This window comes from Candidatus Nitrospira neuquenensis (assembly GCF_979578155.1).
This window is the reverse complement of sequence record NZ_CEFZDU010000037.1, coordinates 49303-70475: the sequence shown is the minus strand read 5'-3', so window position 1 is coordinate 70475 and position 21173 is coordinate 49303. Positions and strand designations below refer to the sequence as shown.

General features: G+C 69.6%; 21 protein-coding genes and 2 tRNA genes. 12 read left to right on the top strand and 11 right to left on the bottom strand.

Annotation, left to right across the window (positions count from 1 at the left end; translation table 11 throughout):
- Positions 1 to 17: 17 nt before the first annotated feature.
- The 4 genes from AC1U7O_RS15525 to AC1U7O_RS15510 all read left to right on the top strand — a co-directional run bounded on the left by AC1U7O_RS15525 (position 18) and on the right by AC1U7O_RS15510 (position 1556).
- On the top strand, positions 18 to 722 hold the full coding sequence (locus AC1U7O_RS15525; protein ID WP_479895766.1) for a 2-oxoacid:acceptor oxidoreductase family protein: 705 nt from the start codon (positions 18 to 20) through the stop codon (positions 720 to 722).
- A 22-nt stretch (positions 723 to 744) separates the two neighbouring features.
- Positions 745 to 1023 (top strand): pyruvate ferredoxin oxidoreductase, encoded by a 279-nt coding sequence (locus AC1U7O_RS15520; protein WP_479895765.1) that lies wholly within the window; start codon positions 745 to 747, stop codon positions 1021 to 1023.
- A gap of 80 nt (positions 1024 to 1103) precedes the next feature.
- Positions 1104 to 1370 carry a hypothetical protein gene (locus AC1U7O_RS15515; RefSeq protein ID WP_479895764.1) on the top strand — a complete coding sequence of 89 codons (267 nt, stop codon included), beginning with the start codon at positions 1104 to 1106 and terminating at the stop codon, positions 1368 to 1370.
- Positions 1371 to 1480: 110 nt separating this feature from the next.
- A tRNA-Asn gene (locus tag AC1U7O_RS15510) sits at positions 1481 to 1556 on the top strand.
- A gap of 77 nt (positions 1557 to 1633) precedes the next feature.
- On the opposite strand, the gene AC1U7O_RS15505 is transcribed toward AC1U7O_RS15510, so the two are convergent.
- The 3 genes from AC1U7O_RS15505 to AC1U7O_RS15495 are packed head-to-tail and all read right to left on the bottom strand — an operon-like array spanning position 1634 to position 7586.
- A complete protein-coding gene (locus AC1U7O_RS15505; protein WP_479895763.1) occupies positions 1634 to 3136 on the bottom strand; it encodes an efflux transporter outer membrane subunit in 1503 nt (500 codons plus the stop codon).
- A gap of 1 nt (position 3137) precedes the next feature.
- Positions 3138 to 6356: an efflux RND transporter permease subunit gene (locus AC1U7O_RS15500; protein WP_479895761.1), complete on the bottom strand. Its 3219-nt coding sequence runs from the start codon at positions 6354 to 6356 to the stop codon at positions 3138 to 3140.
- 48 nt (positions 6357 to 6404) lie between these two features.
- Complete coding sequence (locus AC1U7O_RS15495; RefSeq protein ID WP_479895760.1) at positions 6405 to 7586, bottom strand: efflux RND transporter periplasmic adaptor subunit; 1182 nt, start codon at positions 7584 to 7586, stop codon at positions 6405 to 6407.
- A gap of 226 nt (positions 7587 to 7812) precedes the next feature.
- Here AC1U7O_RS15495 and AC1U7O_RS15490 point away from each other — a divergent pair, with 226 nt between their 5' ends.
- On the top strand, positions 7813 to 8796 hold the full coding sequence (locus tag AC1U7O_RS15490) for a YheT family hydrolase (RefSeq protein ID WP_479895759.1): 984 nt from the start codon (positions 7813 to 7815) through the stop codon (positions 8794 to 8796).
- A 6-nt stretch (positions 8797 to 8802) separates the two neighbouring features.
- On the opposite strand, the gene AC1U7O_RS15485 is transcribed toward AC1U7O_RS15490, so the two are convergent.
- The 8 genes from AC1U7O_RS15485 to AC1U7O_RS15450 form a co-directional block, all read right to left on the bottom strand.
- On the bottom strand, positions 8803 to 9933 hold the full coding sequence (locus tag AC1U7O_RS15485; protein WP_479895758.1) for a S1C family serine protease: 1131 nt from the start codon (positions 9931 to 9933) through the stop codon (positions 8803 to 8805).
- A gap of 10 nt (positions 9934 to 9943) precedes the next feature.
- Positions 9944 to 10366 (bottom strand): secondary thiamine-phosphate synthase enzyme YjbQ, encoded by a 423-nt coding sequence (locus AC1U7O_RS15480; protein WP_479895757.1) that lies wholly within the window; start codon positions 10364 to 10366, stop codon positions 9944 to 9946.
- Complete coding sequence (locus AC1U7O_RS15475) at positions 10357 to 11295, bottom strand: hypothetical protein (RefSeq protein WP_479895756.1); 939 nt, start codon at positions 11293 to 11295, stop codon at positions 10357 to 10359. Before AC1U7O_RS15475 ends, AC1U7O_RS15480 begins: the two co-directional genes overlap by 10 nt.
- A gap of 104 nt (positions 11296 to 11399) precedes the next feature.
- Positions 11400 to 11573, bottom strand: a complete 174-nt coding sequence (locus tag AC1U7O_RS15470) for a hypothetical protein (RefSeq protein WP_479895755.1) — start codon at positions 11571 to 11573, stop codon at positions 11400 to 11402.
- A 34-nt stretch (positions 11574 to 11607) separates the two neighbouring features.
- A complete protein-coding gene (locus AC1U7O_RS15465; RefSeq protein WP_479895754.1) occupies positions 11608 to 12156 on the bottom strand; it encodes a hypothetical protein in 549 nt (182 codons plus the stop codon).
- 356 nt (positions 12157 to 12512) lie between these two features.
- Complete coding sequence (locus AC1U7O_RS15460; RefSeq protein WP_479895753.1) at positions 12513 to 12905, bottom strand: formylglycine-generating enzyme family protein; 393 nt, start codon at positions 12903 to 12905, stop codon at positions 12513 to 12515.
- A gap of 172 nt (positions 12906 to 13077) precedes the next feature.
- Positions 13078 to 13152, bottom strand: a tRNA-Thr gene (locus AC1U7O_RS15455).
- A 367-nt stretch (positions 13153 to 13519) separates the two neighbouring features.
- Positions 13520 to 14062, bottom strand: coding sequence for a helix-turn-helix domain-containing protein (locus tag AC1U7O_RS15450; protein ID WP_479895751.1), 543 nt, complete (start codon positions 14060 to 14062; stop codon positions 13520 to 13522).
- Between the two features lie 342 nt (positions 14063 to 14404).
- Here AC1U7O_RS15450 and AC1U7O_RS15445 point away from each other — a divergent pair, with 342 nt between their 5' ends.
- The 7 genes from AC1U7O_RS15445 (at position 14405) to AC1U7O_RS15415 (ending at position 21132) form a co-directional block, all read left to right on the top strand.
- The gene (locus AC1U7O_RS15445; protein WP_479895749.1) at positions 14405 to 15229 is read left to right on the top strand and encodes a hypothetical protein; all 825 of its coding nucleotides are present in this window, start codon (positions 14405 to 14407) and stop codon (positions 15227 to 15229) included.
- Positions 15230 to 15251: 22 nt separating this feature from the next.
- A complete protein-coding gene (locus AC1U7O_RS15440; protein ID WP_479895748.1) occupies positions 15252 to 15632 on the top strand; it encodes a hypothetical protein in 381 nt (126 codons plus the stop codon).
- A 347-nt stretch (positions 15633 to 15979) separates the two neighbouring features.
- The gene (locus AC1U7O_RS15435) at positions 15980 to 16486 is read left to right on the top strand and encodes a hypothetical protein (protein ID WP_479895747.1); all 507 of its coding nucleotides are present in this window, start codon (positions 15980 to 15982) and stop codon (positions 16484 to 16486) included.
- The gene (locus AC1U7O_RS15430; protein ID WP_479895746.1) at positions 16483 to 16791 is read left to right on the top strand and encodes a MarR family transcriptional regulator; all 309 of its coding nucleotides are present in this window, start codon (positions 16483 to 16485) and stop codon (positions 16789 to 16791) included. The genes AC1U7O_RS15435 and AC1U7O_RS15430 overlap by 4 nt, the downstream gene beginning before the upstream one ends.
- A gap of 375 nt (positions 16792 to 17166) precedes the next feature.
- A complete protein-coding gene (locus tag AC1U7O_RS15425; RefSeq protein ID WP_479895745.1) occupies positions 17167 to 18051 on the top strand; it encodes a hypothetical protein in 885 nt (294 codons plus the stop codon).
- On the top strand, positions 18051 to 19811 hold the full coding sequence (locus AC1U7O_RS15420; protein WP_479895744.1) for a transposase family protein: 1761 nt from the start codon (positions 18051 to 18053) through the stop codon (positions 19809 to 19811). Before AC1U7O_RS15425 ends, AC1U7O_RS15420 begins: the two co-directional genes overlap by 1 nt.
- Positions 19783 to 21132 carry an ExeA family protein gene (locus tag AC1U7O_RS15415; RefSeq protein ID WP_479895743.1) on the top strand — a complete coding sequence of 450 codons (1350 nt, stop codon included), beginning with the start codon at positions 19783 to 19785 and terminating at the stop codon, positions 21130 to 21132. The genes AC1U7O_RS15420 and AC1U7O_RS15415 overlap by 29 nt, the downstream gene beginning before the upstream one ends.
- Positions 21133 to 21173: the final 41 nt, after the last annotated feature.

The following is a 21173-nucleotide window of genomic DNA, read 5'->3' as shown; positions in this document are numbered from 1 at the left end:
GCGGGAGGACCCTTTCCATGATCAAGAAGCGGTTGAACATCCGGATGTCGGGCCTGGGCGGTCAGGGGGCGGTGACGGCCGCGCACGTCATGGCCATGGCCGCGTCCCGGGACGGCAAGTTCGCCATCTCCAACCCCTTCTTCGGCGCGGAGAAGCGGATGGCGCCGGCGGAGAGCTATTGTCGGATCGGCATCGAGCGGATCTACGACCGGGGGGAGCTGGTCTTTCCCGACGTGATCGAAGTGTTCCACCCCCAGGTGATCACGATGGGGAAGAGCTACACGATGCCCTTCTACTCCGGCATCAAGGAGGGCGGCCTGGTCATTATCAACTCCGACGTCCCCCTGCTCTCCGAGGAGGACATCCAGCGCCTGAAGGACCTGCACGTAGGCGTCTTCTACATCAAGGGGACGCAGATCGCGCTGGAGGTCGCGGGCACCGAGCTGTCCACGAACATGACGATGATCGGGTCCGTGGCCGGGATCACGAAATGCGTATCCATGGAAGCCCTGGACCAGGCGCTCCAGGAGCGGTTCGGCAAAAAGTTCGTCGCCTCCGGCGGCACGGCCACCCTGGACGAGGCGATCAAGAAGAAGTTCGCCAAGAAAGAGATGCTGTTACAGAAGAACCTGGCCACGGTGAAGCGGGCCTACGAGATCGCCGCCGAATGGGCGGAGCAGAACCATTTCGAGCTGCGCGTGGGCATGCCGGTGGCGGCCTAGGCGAGGAAGGAACCCCCTACGCATGTACAATGTCGCTCAAGTCATCGAGGAGAAGTGCGTCGCCAAGAAGGGCTGCCGCCTCTGCATCATGTACTGTCCCGAGGCCAACTGTCTCGACCTGAACGTCGAGAAGATGGTAGCGCAGGTCAACATCTCCCGCTGCAAGGGCTGTGAGCTCTGCGTGGTGGTCTGCAACGCCGCGAAACACCAGGCCATCGAGATGGTGGCGGTCAGCGCCGACGGGTCGCTCATGGCGAAGAAGGGAGAGTCCGCCGCGCTCGGCCAGGCCTATCAAGGCTGACCGCCTCGGCGGACACGGAAAGACCCCACGGCCCCGGCGCTGTGGGGTTTTTTGTTGGGGCGCCGCCCCGAGGAGCAGGGATGGAAGCCGAAGACAACGTGGTCAGCGAGCTGCTCGCGGAGATCAACACCCTCCTGCACGAATTCCCCAAGGCCCTCGAGCGGCGCGCGGCGGAGATCCGGTTGACCGGGAAGGATCCGGACCTGGTCGGCAAGCTGGTCAAGGGCGCGGACGCCATGCGTGACAGCGGCAACATCTACCTGTCCTGGGCCCGTCACTACGCGGGGCTCGCGCAGGGCAACCCGGAGGCCGCGGTCGAGGAGGACGAATCGGATTTCGACGTGTGACGGGCGAGGCGGAGAGAAAACCGGCCACGGCCGACCCCGACTGTGCTAGAATGCGCTCCGTTGACCGTTGAAGCGCGCGGCATCGTTCACCACACCCCATCAGGTTGCGTTCCCCGGTAGCTCAGTTGGTAGAGCGACCGGCTGTTAACCGGTTGGTCGCAGGTTCGAGTCCTGCCCGGGGAGCCACCGTCCACACCGGCGGGGGCGTTGCCCTTGCCGGTGTCCACGCAGCGCCCTCCACCGCCCGTCGGCCACGATGATCCCTACTGCGCGCCGGTCGAGCCGGCCGGCTTCGCCGCCTGCGCCGGCTCGGACTTCGTCCCCCCACCGGGCTCCCAGCCCCCGCCCAGCGCCTTGTAGAGCTGCATGACCGCCACGAGCTGGTTGCGCCTCGTATGGGCCAGGGCCAGCTCGGCCTCGAAGAGCGTGCGCTGCGCCGTCAGGACGTCCAGGTAGCTCGCGCGGCCGCCGCGATACCGCTGGTCGGCCAGGGAGAGCGCGGACTGGAGGGCCGCGACCTGGGCGTCCTGCGCCTCGCGCTGCTCCCGCGCCTTCTGCACGGCGATGAGCGAGTCCTCCACCTCCTTCAAGGCCGTCAGGATCGCCTTCTCGTAGAGCGCCAGCGCCTCCTTGGTCTTGGCCTCGGCCACGGCGACCTGGTAGCCCAGCGCGGAGGCGTTGAGAATCGGTCCGGCGACGGTACCCATCGCCGACTGGATGAACATCGGCCCCACGGAGAGCGAGGACAACTGGGTGCTCGCCACGCCGAGCCCGCCCGTGAGCGCGAACTGCGGGAAGCGCATCGCCTGGGCGACCCCGACATTGGCGGTCGCCGCCGCCAGGTTCTGCTCGGCCTGCAAGATGTCCGGGCGGCGCTGCAGGAGGGCGGAGGGCAGCCCGGGCGGCACCTCGGGCGGCAGGTGCTGCTCCAGCAGGCTCTGGCCCCTTGTGATCATCGAGGGCCGGCGCCCGAGCAGGAGGCTGAGCTGGTTCTCCTTCTGCACCATCTGCCGCTCCAGGTCGGCGAGCTGGGCGGCCGTGCTCATCCGCTCGGCCTCGAACCGGTCGAGGTCCAGCTTGGAGATGTAGCCCTTGTCCAGGCGCACCCGCGACAGCCGGACCGACTCGTCCCACGACTGGAGCGTCCGGCGGGCGATCTCGATCTGCAAGTCGAGCTGTCGCAGGTCGAAGTAGGCCTCGGCCACGTTGGCCACCAGGCCCAGGATCACCGCCCGCTGGTTTTCCTCCCTGGCCAGCATCTGGGCCTTGGTCGCCTCCACCGACCGCCGGAGCCGTCCCCAGACGTCCGCCTCCCATTTCACGCCGACGATCCCCATCTCGTTGGAGAGGGTCCTCGAGTCGCCCCCGCCGACCCCCGGCAGGAAAATGCCGCCGCCGTCCGTCCCGGTCGGGATCGCCACGGCGCTGCCCTGGACGTGGTAGTCGAAGCCCCGGCCCAGGTAGGCCACCGAGGGCACCAGGTCGAACCGCGAGATCGCGAGCTGGGCCTGGTACTCCTCCACATGGGCCGCCGCGACCCGGACATCCTGGTTCTCCTTGAGCGCGATCCTGATCAGGCCCTGCAGCTCCTCGTCCCGGAGCAGGTCCCACCAGGGCAGGTTGGCGAAGGACTCGGCGGTCGTCGGCGCCACCCGCCAGGCGTCGTCGCCCGGAGGCGCGGGCGGCCGCTGATAGTCCGGGCCCATCTTGCAGGAGGCCAGGAGCAGGAGCAGCGGGAGCCAAGCCGCACGCGACCGGCCGCCCATGTCAGGCCCCTTCCCCTGCGCGCCCCGCCTCGACCGGCGCGAGGAGGCCGGCGGGCTCGGGCTGTCCGTTCCCGGAGGCGGCCGGTCCCGCCGGACCCGGCGCGGCGGGACCACGGCCGCGCCGCTTCAGCCGCTCGACGACGGAGAACGTGACGGGGATCAGGAAGATCGCGATGACGGAGGCGGCCGTCATGCCGCCGATCACGGCGATCCCCAGGATGTGCCGGGCGTTGGCCCCCGCCCCGCCGGACAGCACGAGGGGCACGACGCCCAGGATGAACGCCATGGCGGTCATCAGGATCGGCCGGAGCCTCAGGCGGGCCGCGGCCAGCGCCGCCTCCGGGATCGATTTCCCGGCCTCGCACTCCGCCTTGGCGAACTCCACGATCAGGATCGCGTTCTTCGCCGCGAGCCCGATGAGCAGCACGAGCCCGATCTGGACGTACACGTCGTTCTCCGCCCCGACCAGCCAGAGCGCCCCCAACGCGCCGAAGACGGCGACCGGCGTCCCCAGGAGCACGCTGAACGGGAGGGCCCAGCTCTCGAACTGGGCCGCGAGGATCAGGAAGACGAACAGGAGCGAGAGCCCGAAGATGGCGCTCGGCGGCACCCCCCGCCTTGCGACCTGCTCCTGGAAGGACATGCCCATGTAGTCGTACCCCATCTCGCGGGGCATCGTCGCGGCGAAGACGTCCTCCAGGGCCTGCATGGCCTGGCCGGAGGTGTAGCCGGGGGCCGCCGAGGCGATGATCTGCGCGGCGCGGTACTGGTTGTAGCGCATCGTGAACTCCGGGCCCTCGACCGACTCCATCGTCACGAGGGCCGACAGCGGCACCATGTCGCCCGCGCCGTTGCGGACGTAGAAGCGGCCGACGTTCTCGGCCTGCGTCCGGAACTCGCCCTCCGCCTGGACGTACACCTGCCAGACACGCCCAAATCGGTTGAAGTAGTTCACGAACTTGCCGCCCATGAAGGTCTGGAGCGTCTGGTACACGTCGTCGAGGCTCACGTCCTGCTTGAGCGCCTTGTCCCGGTCCACGCGCGCGAAGACCTGGGGGACGCCGGGAATGAACGTGGTGTCCACGCGGGCCAGCTCCGGACGCTTCCGGGCCTCCTCCAGGAACGCACGGGTCTGTTCGGCGAGGAAGCCCACGTCGCGGCCGGACCGGTCCTCGAGGATAAAGGTGACGCCGCCCGATGTCCCGACGCCGGGAATGGCGGGCGGGGGAAACACGAAGGCCTGAGCCTCGGGCAGGCGGGCCAGCTCCCCGTTCACGTGCGTCGCGATGGCCCGGATCTGCTCCTCGGGCGCCCGGCGCTCCTCCCAGGGCGCGAGCGTGATGAAGTAGAAGGCGTTGTAGGTCGTGTTCACCGTGCTCAGCAGGCTGAACCCCACGACCGTCGTGTAGTACCGGATGCCCGGCGTCGCCTTGAGGATGGCCTCGACCTTCCGGCAGACCTCGTCCGTGCGCTGCAGCGAGGCGGCGACCGGCAACTGCACGTGCACGTAGAGGTAGCCCTGGTCCTCCGGCGGCAGGAACGCCGGCGGCAGCCGGGCGCCGAAGTACCCCGCTGCGACGGCGAGGACGGCCAGGAGCACCAGCGCCCGCCCCGCCTTGCGGATGAGCAGCCCGCAGAGGCCGACGTAGCCGTCGGTCAGCCGCCCGAACGCGCGGTTGAACCACCCGAAGAACAGGCCCAGCGGCCCCCGCGCCGGCCGGCGGGGCCGGAGCAGCAGCGCCGAGAGCGCGGGACTGAGCGTGAGGGCGTTGAAGGCGGAGATGACGACCGACAGGGCGATCGTGACCGCGAACTGCTGGTAGAGCCGACCCGTGACGCCGGGGATGAAGGCCGTCGGCACGAACACGGCCGCCAGGATCAGGGCGATGGCCACGACCGGCCCGGACACCTCCTCCATGGCCCTGAGCGTCGCGTCCTTGGGCGACATCCCCTGTTCGATGTGGTGCTCGACCGCCTCCACCACGACGATCGCGTCGTCCACGACCAGCCCGATCGCCAGCACCAGCCCGAACAGCGAGAGCGTGTTGATCGAGAACCCGAGCAGGGGAAAGAGCATGAAGGTCCCGACCAGCGACACGGGCACCGCCAGCATGGGGATCAGCGTCGCGCGCCAGCCCTGCAGGAAGACGAAGACGACGAGCGCCACGAGCCCCAGCGCCTCCCAGAGCGTCTCGACGATCTCCGTGATACCCTCCCGGACCGCGAGCGTCGTGTCGAGCGACACGACGTAGTCGAGATCCTCCGGGAACCGCTGCTTCATCTCCTCCATCAGGGCCTTGGCCCGGTCCACCGTCTCGATAGCGTTCGAGCCGGGAAGCTGGTAGACGGCGACGATCGCGGCTGGCGTCCCGTTCAGCCGCCCCCGCATGGCGTAGGTCTGGGCCCCCAGCTCGATGCGCGCCACGTCCCGCAGCCGCACGAGCGAGCCGTCGGGATTCGCCCGGACGACGATGTCCGCGAACTCCGCCTCGCTCAGCAGACGGCCCTGCGCGCGCACCGTGTAGGTGAATTCCTGCCCGGGCGGGACCGGCTCGGCGCCGATCTGGCCGGCCGGGTTCACCGTGTTCTGCTTCTTGATCGCATCCAGGATCTCGGTGACCGTGATCCCGAGCTTGGCCAGGTGGTCCGGCCGGATCCAGAACCGCATCGCGTACTGGCCGGCGCCGAAGATCATGACCTGCCCGACGCCCGGCACCCGCGTCATCGGGTCGTTGATGTTGATGTACGCGTAGTTGGCCAGGAAGGTCGCGTCGTAGGTGCCCTTGGGCGAGTAGAGGGAGAACAGGGCGAGCGGGCTCGTCGTGGACTTCTTGATCGTGACGCCGTAGTTCCTCACGTCGGTCGGCAGTTGCGATTCCGCCTGCGAGTACCGCATCTGCGCCAGGATCTGGTCGTCGTTGGGGACGGTCGTGATGTCGAAGTCCACCCGCAGGGTCATCTGCCCGCTCGAGGCGTTCACGGAGTACATGTAGAGCATGTTGTCCACGCCGCTCATCTGCTGCTCGATCGGCGTGGCGACCGACTGCTCCAGCGTGACCGCGTCCGCGCCCACGTACGTGGCCTGGACGAGGATCTCGGGCGGGGCGATGTCGGGGAACTGGGCGACGGGGAGCTGCACCATGGCCACCAGGCCCACGATGACCATCACGATGGAGATCACCATCGCGACGATCGGGCGGTTGATGAAGAATCGGGCCATGGGGACTCTTGCGGCCGGCCGGCGGATGGAGCGGGCCCGCGGCGCGGACTAGGTCTTCGGCTTCGGCTTGGCCTTCTCCTCGGCTGGGGCGGAGACGTACGGCCTGGGGTCCACGACCATCCCGGCCCTCACCTTCTGGAGGCCCTCGACGATCACCCGATCCCCGGCCGCGACGCCCTGCTCGACGATCCAGTTGCCGCCCGTGCGCGCCCCGACCGTGACCGGCCTGATCTCCACCTCGTTGCCGGGACCGACGACGGCGACCTGATGCCCGCCCTGCAGCTCAGTCACGGCCCGCTGGGGCACGAGCACCGCCCCCCGCCTCGTGTCGGTGAGCGCGCGCACCCGCGCGAACTGGCCCGGGCGGAGGACGTTGCCGGGGTTGGGGAAGACGGCCGCGACCCGGATGGTCCCGGTCTTCACGTCCACCTGACGGTCCACCAGCAGGAACCGGCCCCGGTGCGGGTAGGTCGAGCCGTCGCTCAGGACCATCTCCAGCCTGTCCTCATGGACCGTCCCGGGATTCCGGTAGGCCTCCTGCACGCGGTCCGCCGCGCGCAGGTACTCCTGCTCGCTGATGGGAAAGTAGACCTTGATCGGGTCGAGCGTGGACATGGCCGTCAGCTCCTCGCCGGTCGGCCCCACCAGGTCGCCGATCTGGGCCTTGGCGATCCCGACGACGCCGTCGATCGGCGCCGTGATCCGGGTCCACTCCAAGTTGAGCCGCGCCTGCTCGAGCGTCGCCCTGGCGGAGTCCACGGAGGCCTTGGCCGCCTCGTAGGCCTGGATCGAGTCGTCCAGTTCCTTTTCGCTGATGGCCTTGACCCTGGCGAGGGGGGTGTCGCGCTTGACGTCGAGCTCGGTCTTGACGAGCTGGGCCTGGGCCTTGCCGAGTTCCGCCTTGGCTTTCAGGTAAGCGGCCTGGAAGGGGCGCGGGTCGATCTCGAACAGCAGGGTGCCGCGCTTGACGAAGGCGCCTTCGCCGTAGTGCCGCCGGATCAGATAGCCGGAGACCTGCGCCCGGATCTTGGCGGTCACCAGGCCGTCGGTGGTGCCGATCCACTCGGAGTAGAGGGGGACATCCGCCTGGGTCGCGGCCACGACCCCGACCTGCAGGGGGGCCTGGGGCGCCGTCGAGCCGCCTTCCGGCGTACAGCCCGACGCCACGGCCGCCCAGAGCACGGCGGCCAGGCCCCCCCACCGCATCTGGAGCCGACACGATCTCCGCAAGCCGACCGATCCCCCGTCGCGTGGACCCGTATTCTCCCCGATTTGGGTGGGAGGCGCAAGCGGGAACTCCGCCCGGCGCGCGGCGACGGGCGCGGTCGAGAGCCCGGCCGAGGCCGCCGAGGCGGACGACCGCCCGTCCGCCGGGCTTGCGTCCTGGCGGACGGATTGCCTAGACTGCCGCATGGCTCCGGCATCGGCGCGCGACCGGATGGAGGGGGGCTGACCGATGGATTGGCCGTCCTTCCGCCCCCATCCCCTCTGCCCCAACGGCCACCTGATGACCGTGGTGCCGCGGTTCCTCCCGCGGCGGGGCCTCCTGGCCGGCGTCCCGACGGAGTCGCGCCTGTTCGCCGTCGCCCCGCACACGCAGGTCCTGGCGCAGTGCCACTGGCAGCCCGACCGGACGAGCCGCCGCACCCTCCTCCTCCTGCACGGGTTTGAAGGCTGCGCCGACTCCCACTACATGCGGGGCATCGCGGACCGGGGCTGGCGGGCCAGCCTGAACGTCGTCCGGCTCAACCAGCGCAACTGCGGCGGCACCGAGCACCTGACGCCGACCCTCTACCACTCGGGGCTCAGCGGGGACGCGGCCGCGGTCGCGACCGAGCTGGCGGAGAAGGACGGGTTGCGGGCGATCTGGGCGGCCGGCTACTCGATGGGGGGCAATCTGCTGCTCAAGATGGCGGGAGAGGTCGGCGCGGGGCTGCCGGCCCTGCGCGGCGTCCTGGCCGTCTGTCCGAACATCGACCCCGCCGCCTGCGTCGAGGCCCTGGAGCGCCCCGCCAACCGGCTCTACCGGCACTATTTCCTGACGAGGGTGAAGGCGCGCCTGCGGCGCAAGGCCGCCCACTTTCCCGGGCGCTACGACCTCGCGCGGCTGCCGCGCATCAGAACGCTGCGCGCCTTCGACGACGCCTACACGGCCCCGGACGGCGGGTTCCGCGACGCGGCCGACTACTACGAGCGGGTCGGCGCCCGCCACGTCCTCGACGGCATCGCGGTGCCGACCGTGATCCTCGCCGCGCAGGACGACCCCTTCATCCCACGACGGATCTTCGAGACGCCGGCGCTGCGGCGCAACCCCCGCCTCCGCCTGGTGATGACGAAGGCGGGCGGGCACTGCGGGTTCCTCGAGCGGCCCCGGCCGCGGGAGGACGGCTATTGGGCGGAACAGCGCGTGGTGGAGTGGGTGCGCGCGGCGCCGGGCTAGCGCGCCTCACTCGACGGCCTGGAGGGTGGCCGTCACCGATCGGCGCCGCCCGTCCCGCAGGACCTCGAAGGTCACCCGGTCGCCGACCTTGTGGCGGTCCAGGATCCGGAGCAGGTCGTCGGAGGTCCTGATCGGCTCGCCGTCCGCGCCGGTGATCACGTCGCCCAGCTCGAGGCGTCCCCCGCGCTGCTCCTTCACGCCCCGCAGCCCGGCCCGCTCCGCCGCGCTGCCGGGCACCACCCGGCCGACGACGACGCCCTCCACCCTCCACCGCCGCGCGATGGCGTCGGGGATCATGGCGATGCCCAGGCCCGGGCGGATCGGCTTGCCGTAGCGGATCAGCTCCGGCACGATCCGGTTGATCGTGTCCACCGGCACGGCGAAGCCGATCCCGGCGTAGGCCCCGCTCGGGCTGTAGATCTGCGTATTGACCCCGATCAGCCGCCCGAAGCTGTCCAGGAGCGGCCCGCCGGAGTTCCCAGGGTTGATCGCGGCGTCCGTCTGGATCACGCCCTCGATCGTGCGGTCGGTGAGGGACTTGATCGTGCGTCCCAGCGCGCTCACGACCCCGGTCGTCAGCGTGTGGTCGAGCCCGAAGGGATTGCCGATCGCCAGCACCTTCTGCCCGACCCGCAGGTCGCGGGAGCTGCCGACCGGCAGGGGCACCAGCGCCTCGGCCGGCGCCTGGATCTGCAGCACGGCGAGGTCGTGGTCCGGGTCCGCCCCGACCACCTTGGCCGGATGGTCCGCGCCGTCCGCGAGGACGACGTTGATCGCGTCGGCGCCGTACACGACGTGGAAGTTCGTCACGATGTGGCCGGCCTTGTTCCAGACGAAGCCCGACCCCGACCCCTGCGGCACCTCGAAGAGGTCCAGCGAGAAGGGCCCGCGGCGGAGGGCGGTGTTGGTGATGAAGACGACCGACCGGGCGGCCTTCTCGAAGACCGCGATCGTGGCGAGCTCCTCCGCGCCGAGCTCGCCGGGCGCCTTGGCGAGGGGGCGGGGCTGGACTTCGGGGCCGTCGTAGGCCGGCCCGAGCGGACGGCCCCACTCCGAACGGGCGACGCCGACGGAGGCGAGCAGCAGCACGAGCGCCGGGAGCGCACCGAGGGCGAGGCGGAGACGGTCGGTCCTCATCACGCCGGGCCTACTCGCCGAGCACCTGCACCACCAGCTCGCGGCGGCGGGCACGCGTGTCGAAGTCCACCACGACGACCTGCTGCCAGGTGCCCAGCTCCAGCCGGCCATCGTTGAAGGGGATCGTCACCGAGCAGCCCTGCAGGTGCGCGCGGAGGTGGCTGTGGCCGTTGTCTTCGCCGGCGTTGCGGACGTTGTGCTGCCAAGCCGGATCGGCCGGGACCAGCCGCTCCCACAGGGCCTTCGTGTCGGCCCGGATGCCGGGCTCGTCCTCGATGATCAGGACCGAGGCCGTCGTGTGCCGGATGAACACCGTGGCGAGGCCCGCCCGCAGGCCCGTGCCCTCCAGCGCCTTTCGGACGAGGTCGGTGACGTTCTCGACCTGCGTGTCGCCCTTCATCTCCAGCGTGAGGGGGACGCGCTTCACTGGCATGAGACGGCCCCCGTGCCGAGCGAGCGCAGCGCCCGGACCTCCCGCCGGGGCAGCGGGCCCCCCTGGGCCTCCGCGAGCAGGCGGTCGAAGGCGCCCTCCGCGGCGAGGTCCCGGAGCGCCTTCACGACCGGGTCGCTGAGGATGCCCTCCACCCGGAGCTTCTCCAGGTAGGCGGAGGCGTCCGCCACGCTTTCCCCCGTCCGCGTGTAGTAGTCCCGGCCGCGCCGGCGGTTGCAGTAGGCCTCGAACTGCTCGCAGGCCACGAGCACCTCCGCGAGCTGCCGGACCCACCCGGGCGCCCCGCTCAGTTTCTCCGGATAGTAGTAATAGAGCATGACCCGGCCCATCCACGCCCCCCAGCGCACCCCCATCGCGGCCAGGCGCGGCTTCACCTCGCGGAGGCGGCGGGCGAGGCGGCGAGCGTACCCGAGCCGCATCTCGACCTGCTCCTTCGTCCAGCCGTCGAGGGCGATCCCCATCGCCGCCAGCTCGTGCCCGTACCGGGCGAGGAAGGCCTCCGTTTCCTTCCCGTACGGCGTCTCCGGATGGACCGCGCGCCACTCCCGCGGCCTGGTGGGGATGCCGCGATGCCGGGCCCAGGACCAGATCCGCCCGAACAGCGGGCTGTCCAGGCCGGCGCGGCCGAGGTCATGGAGCAGGCAGGCGATCTGATAGCGTACGACCCGCTCAGGCGGATGCCCGAGCCGGAGCGCGACGCTCGCGCACATCCGCGCGGTGCGCAGCGCATGGGGCCGGTCGTAGCCGCGGATCAGCCGGCCGGGCCGGCGGGGGTCCGGATAGTCGTAGAGGCCGAGCAGCGCCCTCGCGAGCGGCCCGGGCACGAGCAGGGGCGCGGACGGTCCCGGTCCCGGCGGGGCCGGGGCGCCGTTGCGACGGGCCGGCACGCCCGCCTGAGCCGTTCGCTTCACACGCATCCTCCTCGGAAATCGGGGCGAGGATAGCCCTCGGTCGGACGGAGTGTCAAGCGCGGGGCAGCGGGCGGGATCGGGCAAAGGGACCAGCGGTGGGCCGCCTAGCCGACTTCCTTCATGGCGGGGCGATCCTCGGCGTCCATCGAGGCCATGCGCTCGAATCGGAGCGCCTGGTCGGTGATCGAGAAGTCGCAGCCCGCACAGGTCCAGAAGGCCCCCGTATGCCCCAGGGCGCCCTCGCAACGCGGACAGGTTGGCAACCGCTTGCCGATCATCGGCGCGTCCGGCGGACCCGACGACCCGCGCGCCTCACGGACGCTGGGGCGGATCGTGGCGTCGCTCGGCCAATTCGGGATAGAGATCCGGGTACCACTTCTCGACGCAGCGCGGGCAGATGCTGTGCGAGAGGATCGCGTTCGAGAGCGCCTCCAGGTACCGATCGACGGGCTGCCAGGTCCCGTTGACCAGGCGCAGATTCTTGCAGGAGGCGCAGATCGGGAGCAGGCCCCGCAGCGCATGGACCTCCCCTCGCGCCTGCATGTCCCGCAGGGAGAGGACCACCGTGATCCAGATGGCCGCCGCGCTCAGGAAGCGGTTGCTCACCCCCACCCACGGCGCTGCGCCGACCGGCGACAGGAGGAACCCCACGGGCAGGAGCAGCGTGCAGACCGCCGCCACGGCCAGGCTCACCGCCCGCCGGCCCGCGTACAGGGCCAGCAGCACCGGCCCGACGTACAGCACCCCGACCGCGATCCCCGCCGGCAGCATCACGTCCACCGCCAGGATGGCCGCGACGAGCACCGGCACCGCCGCCAGAGCCGCCCCCCGCCGCGCTGCGGTGCCTCCGCCTCCGGTCATGTCGCCCCTCCTCTGAGCTCCGGCGCCGGCCCCGTCGGCCCGTAGGGTACCACAGGTACGGAAAGAACGGGAGGGGGAAACCCCCCGGCCCGGCGAGGTGCCCGCACTCCCCCTCCTGCTCGCCGCGGCGCTCGCCCTCGCCGCCCTGTCCACCTGCAGCGATCTCAAGCCCCTCCTCAAACAGGTCACCGGCCGGGTCGAGCGCCTGCCGGAATAGCCGCCGCGAAGAAAGGCGGGCGCGTAGCGCGGAAGTCGGGCATCGGAGCAGCGCCGGCGGCGATCCGGCCGTCTCATCACACTGACATGACGTCGAGGATGACCCGATCCCCAGCACGAACCGATAGGAGCGCGGAAAGTCAATCACGCGAGGAAGGAGCCAGCAGGCCAGGAAGAACCAAGGGCTCAAGGGTCCAAGGACCAAGGGCTCGGGGAGTCTTCGCGCACCGGCAGCCGAGGCCGCCGTGCCGTTCCACCGGAGGGGCGCTGACCCGGATCGGGAATTCTCCGAACATGAAGTACCGGATCGAGCCAACCAGCAGAGTGCCCCAGCCGCTGCCCCGCAACAGGCGAGTTTGACCTTCGGCAGGTCCGGTCGGATTGCGTTGAGGGCTCCGCCCGTAGGAGTCCGCGCCGTACCAGTCCGCCGTCCACTCCCCCACATTCCCCGTCGTATCGTAGAGCCCGAAGGGATTCGGCTCGAACGAGCCCACCGGGGCGGTCCGCGCGTAGCCGTCGTCGTAGCCGGTCATGGTCGGCCAGCGGAGAACTGCCGCTTCGCCGTCTCATCCGCGAGGTTCGCCACCCGCCGCGTGCCGGGACGCCCGTTCCCCCACCAGGTCCGCGTCTGCGTCCCCGCCCGCCCCCCACCCTTGTAGCTGATTTTGTAACCGGAAAAGCTGGCTCGCAGAACCCGTTGATTTATGGAGCCGGCGAGTGGGATTGAACCACCGACCTGCTGATTACGAATCAGCTGCTCTGCCACTGAGCTACGCCGGCTTCCGGAGGGAACGAGGCCCGCGACGGAGGGCCGGGCACCGGCGGCGATGATACTCAGGAGCCGGAGGGCCTGTCAACCGGCGGGCCGGGTGAAGCCGTTCGTTCTAGCAAAGGGGGGGAGTTGCATTCTAACCGGGGGAAATGACTGGGATCGAAGTTGAGGTTTTGGAGGAAAACTGGAGGAGAGTGAAATCGAATTGCATCTCTGCTACGCCGGCGCCGCAGAAAAGTGCAATGGAAGCGGCTTGCCAATCGCACCTGGCTTAGCCGCGGTCGAGGGGGCCGTCCGGACAGACGGCACACTGGCCGGCGAGATACCAGACCTCATGCCAGGGACAGAAGCGGCCCTTCGGGCTCACGCGCGGCGTCAGCCCGCCGCCTTGGTGCGTGCACCGGCCGCTTCGCTGCGGCCCCCTTTATGCTCCTGCTCGACCAGCTCGATCGTGTCGAGCATCGCCTTCAACTGCGCGGCCACCAGTTGATGGGTCTTGCTGCTGCCCGTGCGGAGGCACAACAAGAGCCGTCGCACGGCCTGTTGGTCTTCTTCCGGCGCCTCCTTGATAAACTGCAGGGCCGCCGCCGTCAACGGCAGCTTCGTGATCGGCATCTCTAGCAGCAGCTCTTGCACTTGGCGGGCTACTTTGTTCGTCGCCGCAATCGCTTCCATCCGGTAGGCCAGATCCTTGAACATTTGGGTGGCCGGTCCTTCCTGGCCAGTCGCGAGCCATTCGAACGATCTCCCCGTCTTCTGAGACACCTGAAAGACCCACTTGGTCGGGATCTGCTTCCGTCTCAGTGCCGCGTTGATCGCCTGTGGGGTCACGTCGAGTGCACGGGCCAGAGCTGCGAGCGTTTGGGCACCCAGCGCTTCCATCAGACGATCAAGAATCTCGTGAGGATGTAGGGCCATAAACTTTTTAGCTTGACACTTATAAATGAATTAGTTTATATCCGCTCCCATGGAGCATTCCCGTACAACATGCATCGACCGACAGCGCCGCCGAGTACGCCGCGCACCAACGGTGCCCGTTGCCACGCGGGCCCGGTTCGCCCTGATGGAACACGGGTTCACCTACAGCGCGGCGGCCACGCGACTCGGAGTCACCAGACAGATGGTCTTCCATGTGGTCCGGGGTAACTGCCGGACGCCGTGGCTCCGTGAAGCCCTGGCCCGCTTGGTGAATCGGCCCGTTGCCGAGCTGTGGCCGGATGAGGCCGGGCCGCCCAGCGCGGCGTAAGCGGGAGGACACGCATGGCTGAGACACTGCCTGTCCCTGTTATCCCGCACGCCCCTCAGATTCTCTCCCACCTGCTGGGCAACCGCCGGGTGGCCGTCATCCCGGTCGTGGATGCGGCTCAGCTGATCGGATACTCCCGCCAGGCAGTGTGGCAGATTCTTAAACGCAACGCCCCCCTGTTTGAGGGTTTAACCGTCAACGTTACGTTGACGGTTAAACGGTCCCGTTTTCGAGTCGTCAGACGCAACCCAAAGCTCTTCGATGGATGGCTTGAACCGGTTACCGTAACGGTAACCGGTTCTCACCGTCGGAACCAGCAGATCCTCTGTGCGACCCGCGAAGGCATCATCGCCTCACTCGTGAAAGTCTCTTACGACCGGATCAAGGACCCGGCGGCCCAGGAGCGGATCATTGCCTTCCAGCGGTGGGCGATCCGGACCCTGACCGCGATCATCGACCGGCGCTGCCCCGAGCAGCCGTTCGATTTCACCGACTGTCTCTCGCTCCCAGCGGGGCGGCTGCGGGCCCGCGCAATCCAGCGGCTCGCGCTCGATGCCGGGATCAGTAAGACCACCGCCTATAAGCAGCTCCAGCTCGCGCGCCTGGCGGCCGGGTTGCCGCCCTCGACCAGGCTCCAACGGTCCGATGCCGGCCAGCCCAAGGACCCGGCAGCGTACCAGACCGTCGAGGCCTACTGGCGCGCGCATCCGCAAGAGTCGTATCGGACCATCCACCGCGCGACCGGCGTCCCGGTAGGTTTGTGCACCGTGGCCCGCTGGGTCCGGGCCTGGCGGCGCGCCGCTCCGGCGCAGCATCGCCCGGCCGAAGTGTTGTCGTGAACCTCAACCATAAGGAGGGACCATGTCCTTCAACTCATTCAACGCGGAACATGCCCGTCAACGCATCATCACCGACCAACTCCGGTCCATCCGGGACTCCCTCGAGCTGATCGAGGAGGCGCTGACTTCGCAATGGTTCAAGGTCTGCCCAGAATGCGGGCAGGCCGATCTTGCGACGGACCTGCACGCTATCTATTGCATCCTCTGTGGCGCCCCCTTGGCGCACGTGACCCTCGCCAACGATCCCAAGGCCCACACGGCCTGTGACGAGACCTGCACGCGCGTCGGGTGCGGGTACGATCCGCGGCGCGCGCCCGCAGTGCCGCCAGGATCTGATCAAGCTCCATCGCCAGCGCGCCCTTCGGCCAGCGCCGCCTCACCCAGCGATTCTCTTCGCGAGTGAGGGGCCGATGCAGCGCGTCGGCCAGCTCCCCCAACAGCGACATGCAGGTCAGCCGGGTGGGCGCGGCAGCCGCCGCGCCCCAGGCCTCCGCCCGGCGCAACGGCTGATGGCAGCGCTTGCAGGCGGTCGCGCGGGGCGACGTGATCGACTCCTCGCAGCCGGGGCATCGAGCGAGTGCCGGCGCCCAACAGTCCTCGCAGATGTAGTCCGGCTGGGGATTGGCGTCGCGGGGCCATTCAATCGCCCAACAGCATTGAGGATTCGAGCACACCATCCAGTGCCGCTGCGCCATCGAGGCCCCCTCCTCCAGGGCGTCGGTAGCCTAGCAAATGCAAGAGACTTTCACAATGTCTAAATGCCCACGACCGGCAGATATCCGGCAGCTCCCGCTGGACTTCGAGGCGGCCCTGGACGCGGCGGAGCAGGCGCGGGCGCTGGCCGTCCCCGGCGGGTATGCGATCGAGCGGCAGTTCCTGGGGCTGCTCAACGAGGCCATGCGCCGGGCATTGGTCAGGGGAAAGAAGGCCGAGGCCGTGGCGGCCGAGATGCGGGAGCTGTTGGGCTTTGCCGAGGGGGACAAGCACTGCTCGATCCACATGCTGCGGAACTACCTCGGCCAATCATCGGACAAGGAGCCGTACCGGTTCCCGGCCGCGTGGCTCCCCGCCTTCTGCACGGTCACCGACGACGACGAACCCCTGCGGTACCTGGCGCGCGTCCGGGGCTATGAGCTGGTGCCGGCCGAGATCCTCGCGCTGGCGAAGATCGGGGAGATCCGGATGAAGCGCAACGAGCTGACGGCGGAGGAACGGAGCTGGAAGAAGAAGCTCGAATCCATGGGAGGGGGACGATGAGCAAGGCGGTGGAGAGCGCGATTTTGTTGATCGAGGCGGTGGCGGAGGCCGGACCCGGCGGGCTCAGCCAAGCGGATCTGGCGAAGTCGTTGGGTGTGTCCGAGGCCTCGGTGTCGCGGCTGTGCACCGTCTGGGAGGCGCACGGGTATCTGGAGGAGACCGCGCGGGGCGTGCGGCTGGGGCGCCGCTGCGGGGAACTCTGGCGGGCCTACCGGCGCGGGCTCAAGCTCACCATCCATGAGGCCGAGGCGGCGCTCCGGGCGACGGCGGTGGAGGAGGATGGCGATGGGCTACCGCAAACTTGATGCGCTCTCACACCAGATCGACTCACCGAGTTCAGGAGCCTTCACCGACGTTCAAGGATCTATTTCTTGCTGGGTGAGCTGCACCGGTTGACCGAGTGGACGAGCACGGACGAGGAGCTGGCGGAATGGTTTCGTCGCGTGACCCGCGAGAAGGGCGCGGGCATACCAAAAGGCCCTCGATCGTCAACGTCGGGTGTTGGCCCGGATGTTTGATCTGATGGATTCCATCCTGCAGGACATGGCTACGCTGGAGGTCGCCGCCCACCATGAGCCGGACATTGTGTCCGGCTTGCCAAAACCGAACCCGTTGAAAATTCAGGCAACACGAAAACCGAGCCGGACAAATGTCCGGCGGGAACCAGGAGGCCAGGGCCGATGAGCAAATCTGCCAGAGACGAGCGACGGACTGCACAGATGACGGCGGCGACCACGCGCGCACTCACAGTAGCCGAGCCGCATGGAAGCGTTGTGGAGCAGTTGCCTGGCCACCTTCGTGAGGTCCTGGGCGAACTCCGAGCCCTGGTGGCGGTCAGCGATCTCTGCCGGCTCAGCGCGATCAAGCGGCTGCAGGATCTCAAGGCCTGGTGCCTCAGCAATCGGCTGAACTGGGAGCAGCTCTGCGACGAGGCGCTGCCCAAATGCCGCCGCACCATCGATCGGTACTTAGAGACCCTGGAAACCTTCGGCGATGGCACCTACGAAACCGTGATCGAATTGACCACGGCCGCTGAGCGTGTGGCCGCCCGCCGGCTGCTGAAGGCCGGCACAATCCGCCACGAAGGCGGGTGCATCGTAATCGGCAAGAAGAAGATCCCGAACGACCCCGGTCACGCGCACCAGATCCTTGAAGTCCTCCGGGAAGCCATCGCGCAGCGGGATGCAGCCGAGGCGGAAGCCGACACCGAACGCAAACTCCGGAAGACGGACCAGGACAAGGCGCGGGAGGAGGCCAAGACCCTCCAGGCCGCGCTGCAACAGGCTCAGGACGAACTGCAGAAGTGGACAGGCGCGAAGGTCCCGGACGGGATCGTCTCCGAGCCGGAGCGGCAGCTCTGGGCGTCGCTCTCCATCTGGTGGCAGCAGTTCCACGCCGCCCTGATCGTCTTTGCCCATCATCGGGACCAGGAGCAGGTGTCCGACGCGGCGCTCGCGGCCTTCGGCGGCCTGCTCCGCGCCATGCGGGACGAGCTCGCCGACACCGTCCAGCAGATCGAGGCGGATCTGCAGCTCGAACGGCCGACGTTGCGGCGGGTGCGCTGATGGCGACGGATCCCGACGTGCGGCGCGCGGTGGTGGAGAGCCTGGCCGGCCTGACCGGGCGGGCCCGGGCGGCGACGGTGCGGCAGCTGGCGGCGACCTACGCGGTGAGCCCGCAGACCATCAACGCCTGGGCCCGCGCCGCCGGGCCGCGGGTGCGCGCGCCGCGCGCCGATCGGGGCCGCAGCGGGGTGCCGACGCCGGAGCTGCTGACGGTGGCCGCCACGGTGGCCACCAGCAAACGGCTGGACGGGGACGTGATCCTGCCCGTCTGTGACGCGCTCGAGCTCCTGCGCGAGAGCGGGCGGCTCACCGCCCCGGTGTCCCGCTCGACGGTCTATCGCCACCTCCGCGCCCAGGCCCTCTCCGTGCGCCACTTGCGGCGGCCGACGCCCTTCCGCTACCGCGCCTCCGCCCATCCGAACGCCGAATGGCAGCTCGATGCCTCCAACTGCGTCCAGTACTTCCTCGACGACCAGGGGCTGGGGGAGCGGGACATCGCGCTGCAGCTGCACCGGAACCACCCGGCCGAGTTTCGCACCATCAAGCGGGAGCTGCTCCGGTATCTCGTCGTGGATCACGCCAGCGGCATGTTCTACCTGCAGTATCGGTATGCCGCCGGCGAGACGGCGGCGGACACCCTGGACGTGCTGACCGAGGCCATCCTGCCGAAGGCCCATCCCAGCTATCAGTTCCATGGCGTGCCGTTCCGGCTCCTCGTGGACCAAGGCTCTCTCGCGCGGGCGAAGCTCTCCCAGCAGTGGCTCGCGCTCCTCCAGATTGAGCTGGTGACGCATCTGCCCGGCAATCCGCGCGCGAAGGGCCTCGTCGAGTGGGGCCACAAGTTCGGCCTGCGCTTCGAGGCCCGGCTGAAACTCCAGCGGCCGCGGGACCTCGCGGAGCTGAACCGGTGGGCCTATGACTGGAGCGTGAAGGTCTGCACCACGTGGCCCTATCGGGTGAAGACGAGCGAGGGGCTGACCCGCCAGCAACGGTGGCTCACGATCCCGCCCGCGCAGCTCCGGATTCCGCGCGACGCCGTCACGGGCCAGGTGCTGGATGCGGCGGCCCTGCGCCGGCTGCTCCGGACGGGCGAGCAGCGCCGCAAGGTGGATGGGGGCGGGCGGTTCAGCTTCGAGGGCCGGTGGTATGCCGTGCCGGACTCGAACGCCTGGCGGGACTGGGTGTGGGTCCGATACCACCCCTATGAGTTTCCGGCGGTCGAGGCGGTGTGGCGCGGCGAGGCGGGCGTGCCCCGGGCCATCTGGCGCTGCCAGCCGCTCGCGGTGCGCGAGGACGGCTGGCTGGAGGATACGGCGCGGCCCGGCACGATTCGCCGGCCGGCCGCGACGGTCACGCAGCGGGCGCAGCCGGAGCTGGAGCGGGTGGCCAGCGAGACCTTCGGCGTCACGTGGACCGGCACGGGCGACAAGCGGCGCGCGGAGGCGCCGGCGCTGGGGATGCACCGGGTGGCGGTCTTCGGCCGCGAGGCGGAGGCCGCCGCGGGCCTGGTCACGCTGCCCCAGGCCGGCACGCCGCTGCCGATCGCGGACCCCGAGGCCGAGCGGCGGCTCACGCTCATGCAGCTCTTGGGCGAGCTGCATCAGGCGCTGGGCCGGTGGCTCACGCCGGAGGAGAACGCCCGCGTGCGGCAGGCCTGGCCCGAGGGCGTGCCGCTCCGCGAGCTCGGCGCGGTGATCGAGACGTTCACGCCGACACGAAAGGAGGACGACGATGCCGACCGCACGATCGCAGCCGGCTAAGCCGGCCGCGCCCCCCCGCCCGGCACCCCGGGCCGGCGGCGGGCTCCCCGCCGCCTATCAATTGCCCCAGGTGGCCCTCGCCCTCACGCGGGTCCTGCGGGACTGCGGCGTCTCCGACGAGCAGGCCGCCGCGGCGTTCGGCGTCAGCCGGACCACCTTCCTGAACGTCCGGACCCGCCGGGGCTACTACCCCGGGTTCGCCGCGGCCAAGTCGCGGCGACAGACCGAGGCCGAGCGCGCCGCCTGGCGCGCCCGGGTGGAGGCCTGGGTCTGGCGGCACCCGAAAATGCAGCAGTGGCTCTGCGTCCGCGGGCTGGACGTGGCCGCGATCTGGGAGGAGACCGAGGGGCTGCACCGCCGGATGCCGGCGGGCTTCAGTCGGCATCGACACTACCACAAACCGGACCACATCGAGGACGGGGCCCTGATCCCCTGGGAGGTGGAGATGTTGGACAGCAAAATCCTCAAGCATTTCCGGCTCTTTCGCAATCCCTTCGCGCTGGAGATCGAGCGGGATCGGGATCTCTTCTTCGGCGAGGAGCACCGGTACGTCTACGACTGCCTCTGGCAGGTGGCGCACGAGGCCGGCTTCTGTGCCCTGGTCGGGGAAGTGGGGTCGGGCAAGAGCACGCTGCGGGACAAGCTCTTCCGCGACCTCGCGCAGGAGGACCAGGTCACCGTGGTCTTTCCCCAGACCATCGACAAGACCCGCCTGACGGCGGAGTACATCGCCGATGCCATCGTGCTGGACATCAGCGGCGAGCAGCCGGCCCTACGGCTGGAGGCCAAGGCCCGGCAGATGGTCCGCCTGCTGCGGGAACGCGCGGCGGCCGGCCGCAAGCATCTGCTGGTCCTGGAGGAGGCCCACCTGCTCCAGCAGCGGACGCTGCGGTACCTGAAGCAGTTCTGGGAGTTCACGCTGACCACCGGCGAGGGTACCCAGCGCCTGCTCGGGATCCTGCTGATCGGCCAGCTCGAGCTCAAGGCCAAGCTCGCCGAGCGCGGCGACGGCTGGGGCATCCGCGAGATGGTCCGGCGCTGCCAGCTCGTCGAGCTGGGCCCCCTGAACGGCGACAGCCGCGCGTACCTGCAGCATCTGATGACGCGCGCCGGCGGGGCGCTCGATCGCGTGATCACCCCCGAGGCGGTGGACGCCCTGGCCGAGCGGCTCAAGACCCGAGACGCGAGCGGCCGGCGCACCGTGAGCCACACCTATCCCCTCATGCTCCACCGGTGGCTCGCGAAAGCGATGCGGGAGGCGGCGTTGCGGGGCGAGAGCACGGTGACGGCCGACATCGTGCGGGAGATTGGGGCATGCTGACCGCGGCGGACGTGCTCATCCTCGGCGTGGGCAGCTTCGCG

Coding starts and splice junctions, on each gene's coding strand:
- AC1U7O_RS15485 (WP_479895758.1), bottom strand. CDS start 9,933: ATGAGGACCGACCGTCTCCGCCTCGCCCTCGGTGCGCTCCCGGCGCTC.
- AC1U7O_RS15445 (WP_479895749.1), top strand. CDS start 14,405: ATGGCTGAGACACTGCCTGTCCCTGTTATCCCGCACGCCCCTCAGATT.
- AC1U7O_RS15440 (WP_479895748.1), top strand. CDS start 15,252: ATGTCCTTCAACTCATTCAACGCGGAACATGCCCGTCAACGCATCATC.
- AC1U7O_RS15420 (WP_479895744.1), top strand. CDS start 18,051: ATGGCGACGGATCCCGACGTGCGGCGCGCGGTGGTGGAGAGCCTGGCC.
- AC1U7O_RS15425 (WP_479895745.1), top strand. CDS start 17,167: ATGAGCAAATCTGCCAGAGACGAGCGACGGACTGCACAGATGACGGCG.
- AC1U7O_RS15470 (WP_479895755.1), bottom strand. CDS start 11,573: ATGATCGGCAAGCGGTTGCCAACCTGTCCGCGTTGCGAGGGCGCCCTG.
- AC1U7O_RS15450 (WP_479895751.1), bottom strand. CDS start 14,062: ATGGCCCTACATCCTCACGAGATTCTTGATCGTCTGATGGAAGCGCTG.
- AC1U7O_RS15480 (WP_479895757.1), bottom strand. CDS start 10,366: ATGCCAGTGAAGCGCGTCCCCCTCACGCTGGAGATGAAGGGCGACACG.
- AC1U7O_RS15520 (WP_479895765.1), top strand. CDS start 745: ATGTACAATGTCGCTCAAGTCATCGAGGAGAAGTGCGTCGCCAAGAAG.
- AC1U7O_RS15460 (WP_479895753.1), bottom strand. CDS start 12,905: ATGACCGGCTACGACGACGGCTACGCGCGGACCGCCCCGGTGGGCTCG.
- AC1U7O_RS15525 (WP_479895766.1), top strand. CDS start 18: ATGATCAAGAAGCGGTTGAACATCCGGATGTCGGGCCTGGGCGGTCAG.
- AC1U7O_RS15465 (WP_479895754.1), bottom strand. CDS start 12,156: ATGACCGGAGGCGGAGGCACCGCAGCGCGGCGGGGGGCGGCTCTGGCG.
- AC1U7O_RS15515 (WP_479895764.1), top strand. CDS start 1,104: ATGGAAGCCGAAGACAACGTGGTCAGCGAGCTGCTCGCGGAGATCAAC.
- AC1U7O_RS15490 (WP_479895759.1), top strand. CDS start 7,813: ATGGATTGGCCGTCCTTCCGCCCCCATCCCCTCTGCCCCAACGGCCAC.
- AC1U7O_RS15430 (WP_479895746.1), top strand. CDS start 16,483: ATGAGCAAGGCGGTGGAGAGCGCGATTTTGTTGATCGAGGCGGTGGCG.
- AC1U7O_RS15505 (WP_479895763.1), bottom strand. CDS start 3,136: ATGGGCGGCCGGTCGCGTGCGGCTTGGCTCCCGCTGCTCCTGCTCCTG.
- AC1U7O_RS15415 (WP_479895743.1), top strand. CDS start 19,783: ATGCCGACCGCACGATCGCAGCCGGCTAAGCCGGCCGCGCCCCCCCGC.
- AC1U7O_RS15435 (WP_479895747.1), top strand. CDS start 15,980: ATGTCTAAATGCCCACGACCGGCAGATATCCGGCAGCTCCCGCTGGAC.
- AC1U7O_RS15500 (WP_479895761.1), bottom strand. CDS start 6,356: ATGGCCCGATTCTTCATCAACCGCCCGATCGTCGCGATGGTGATCTCC.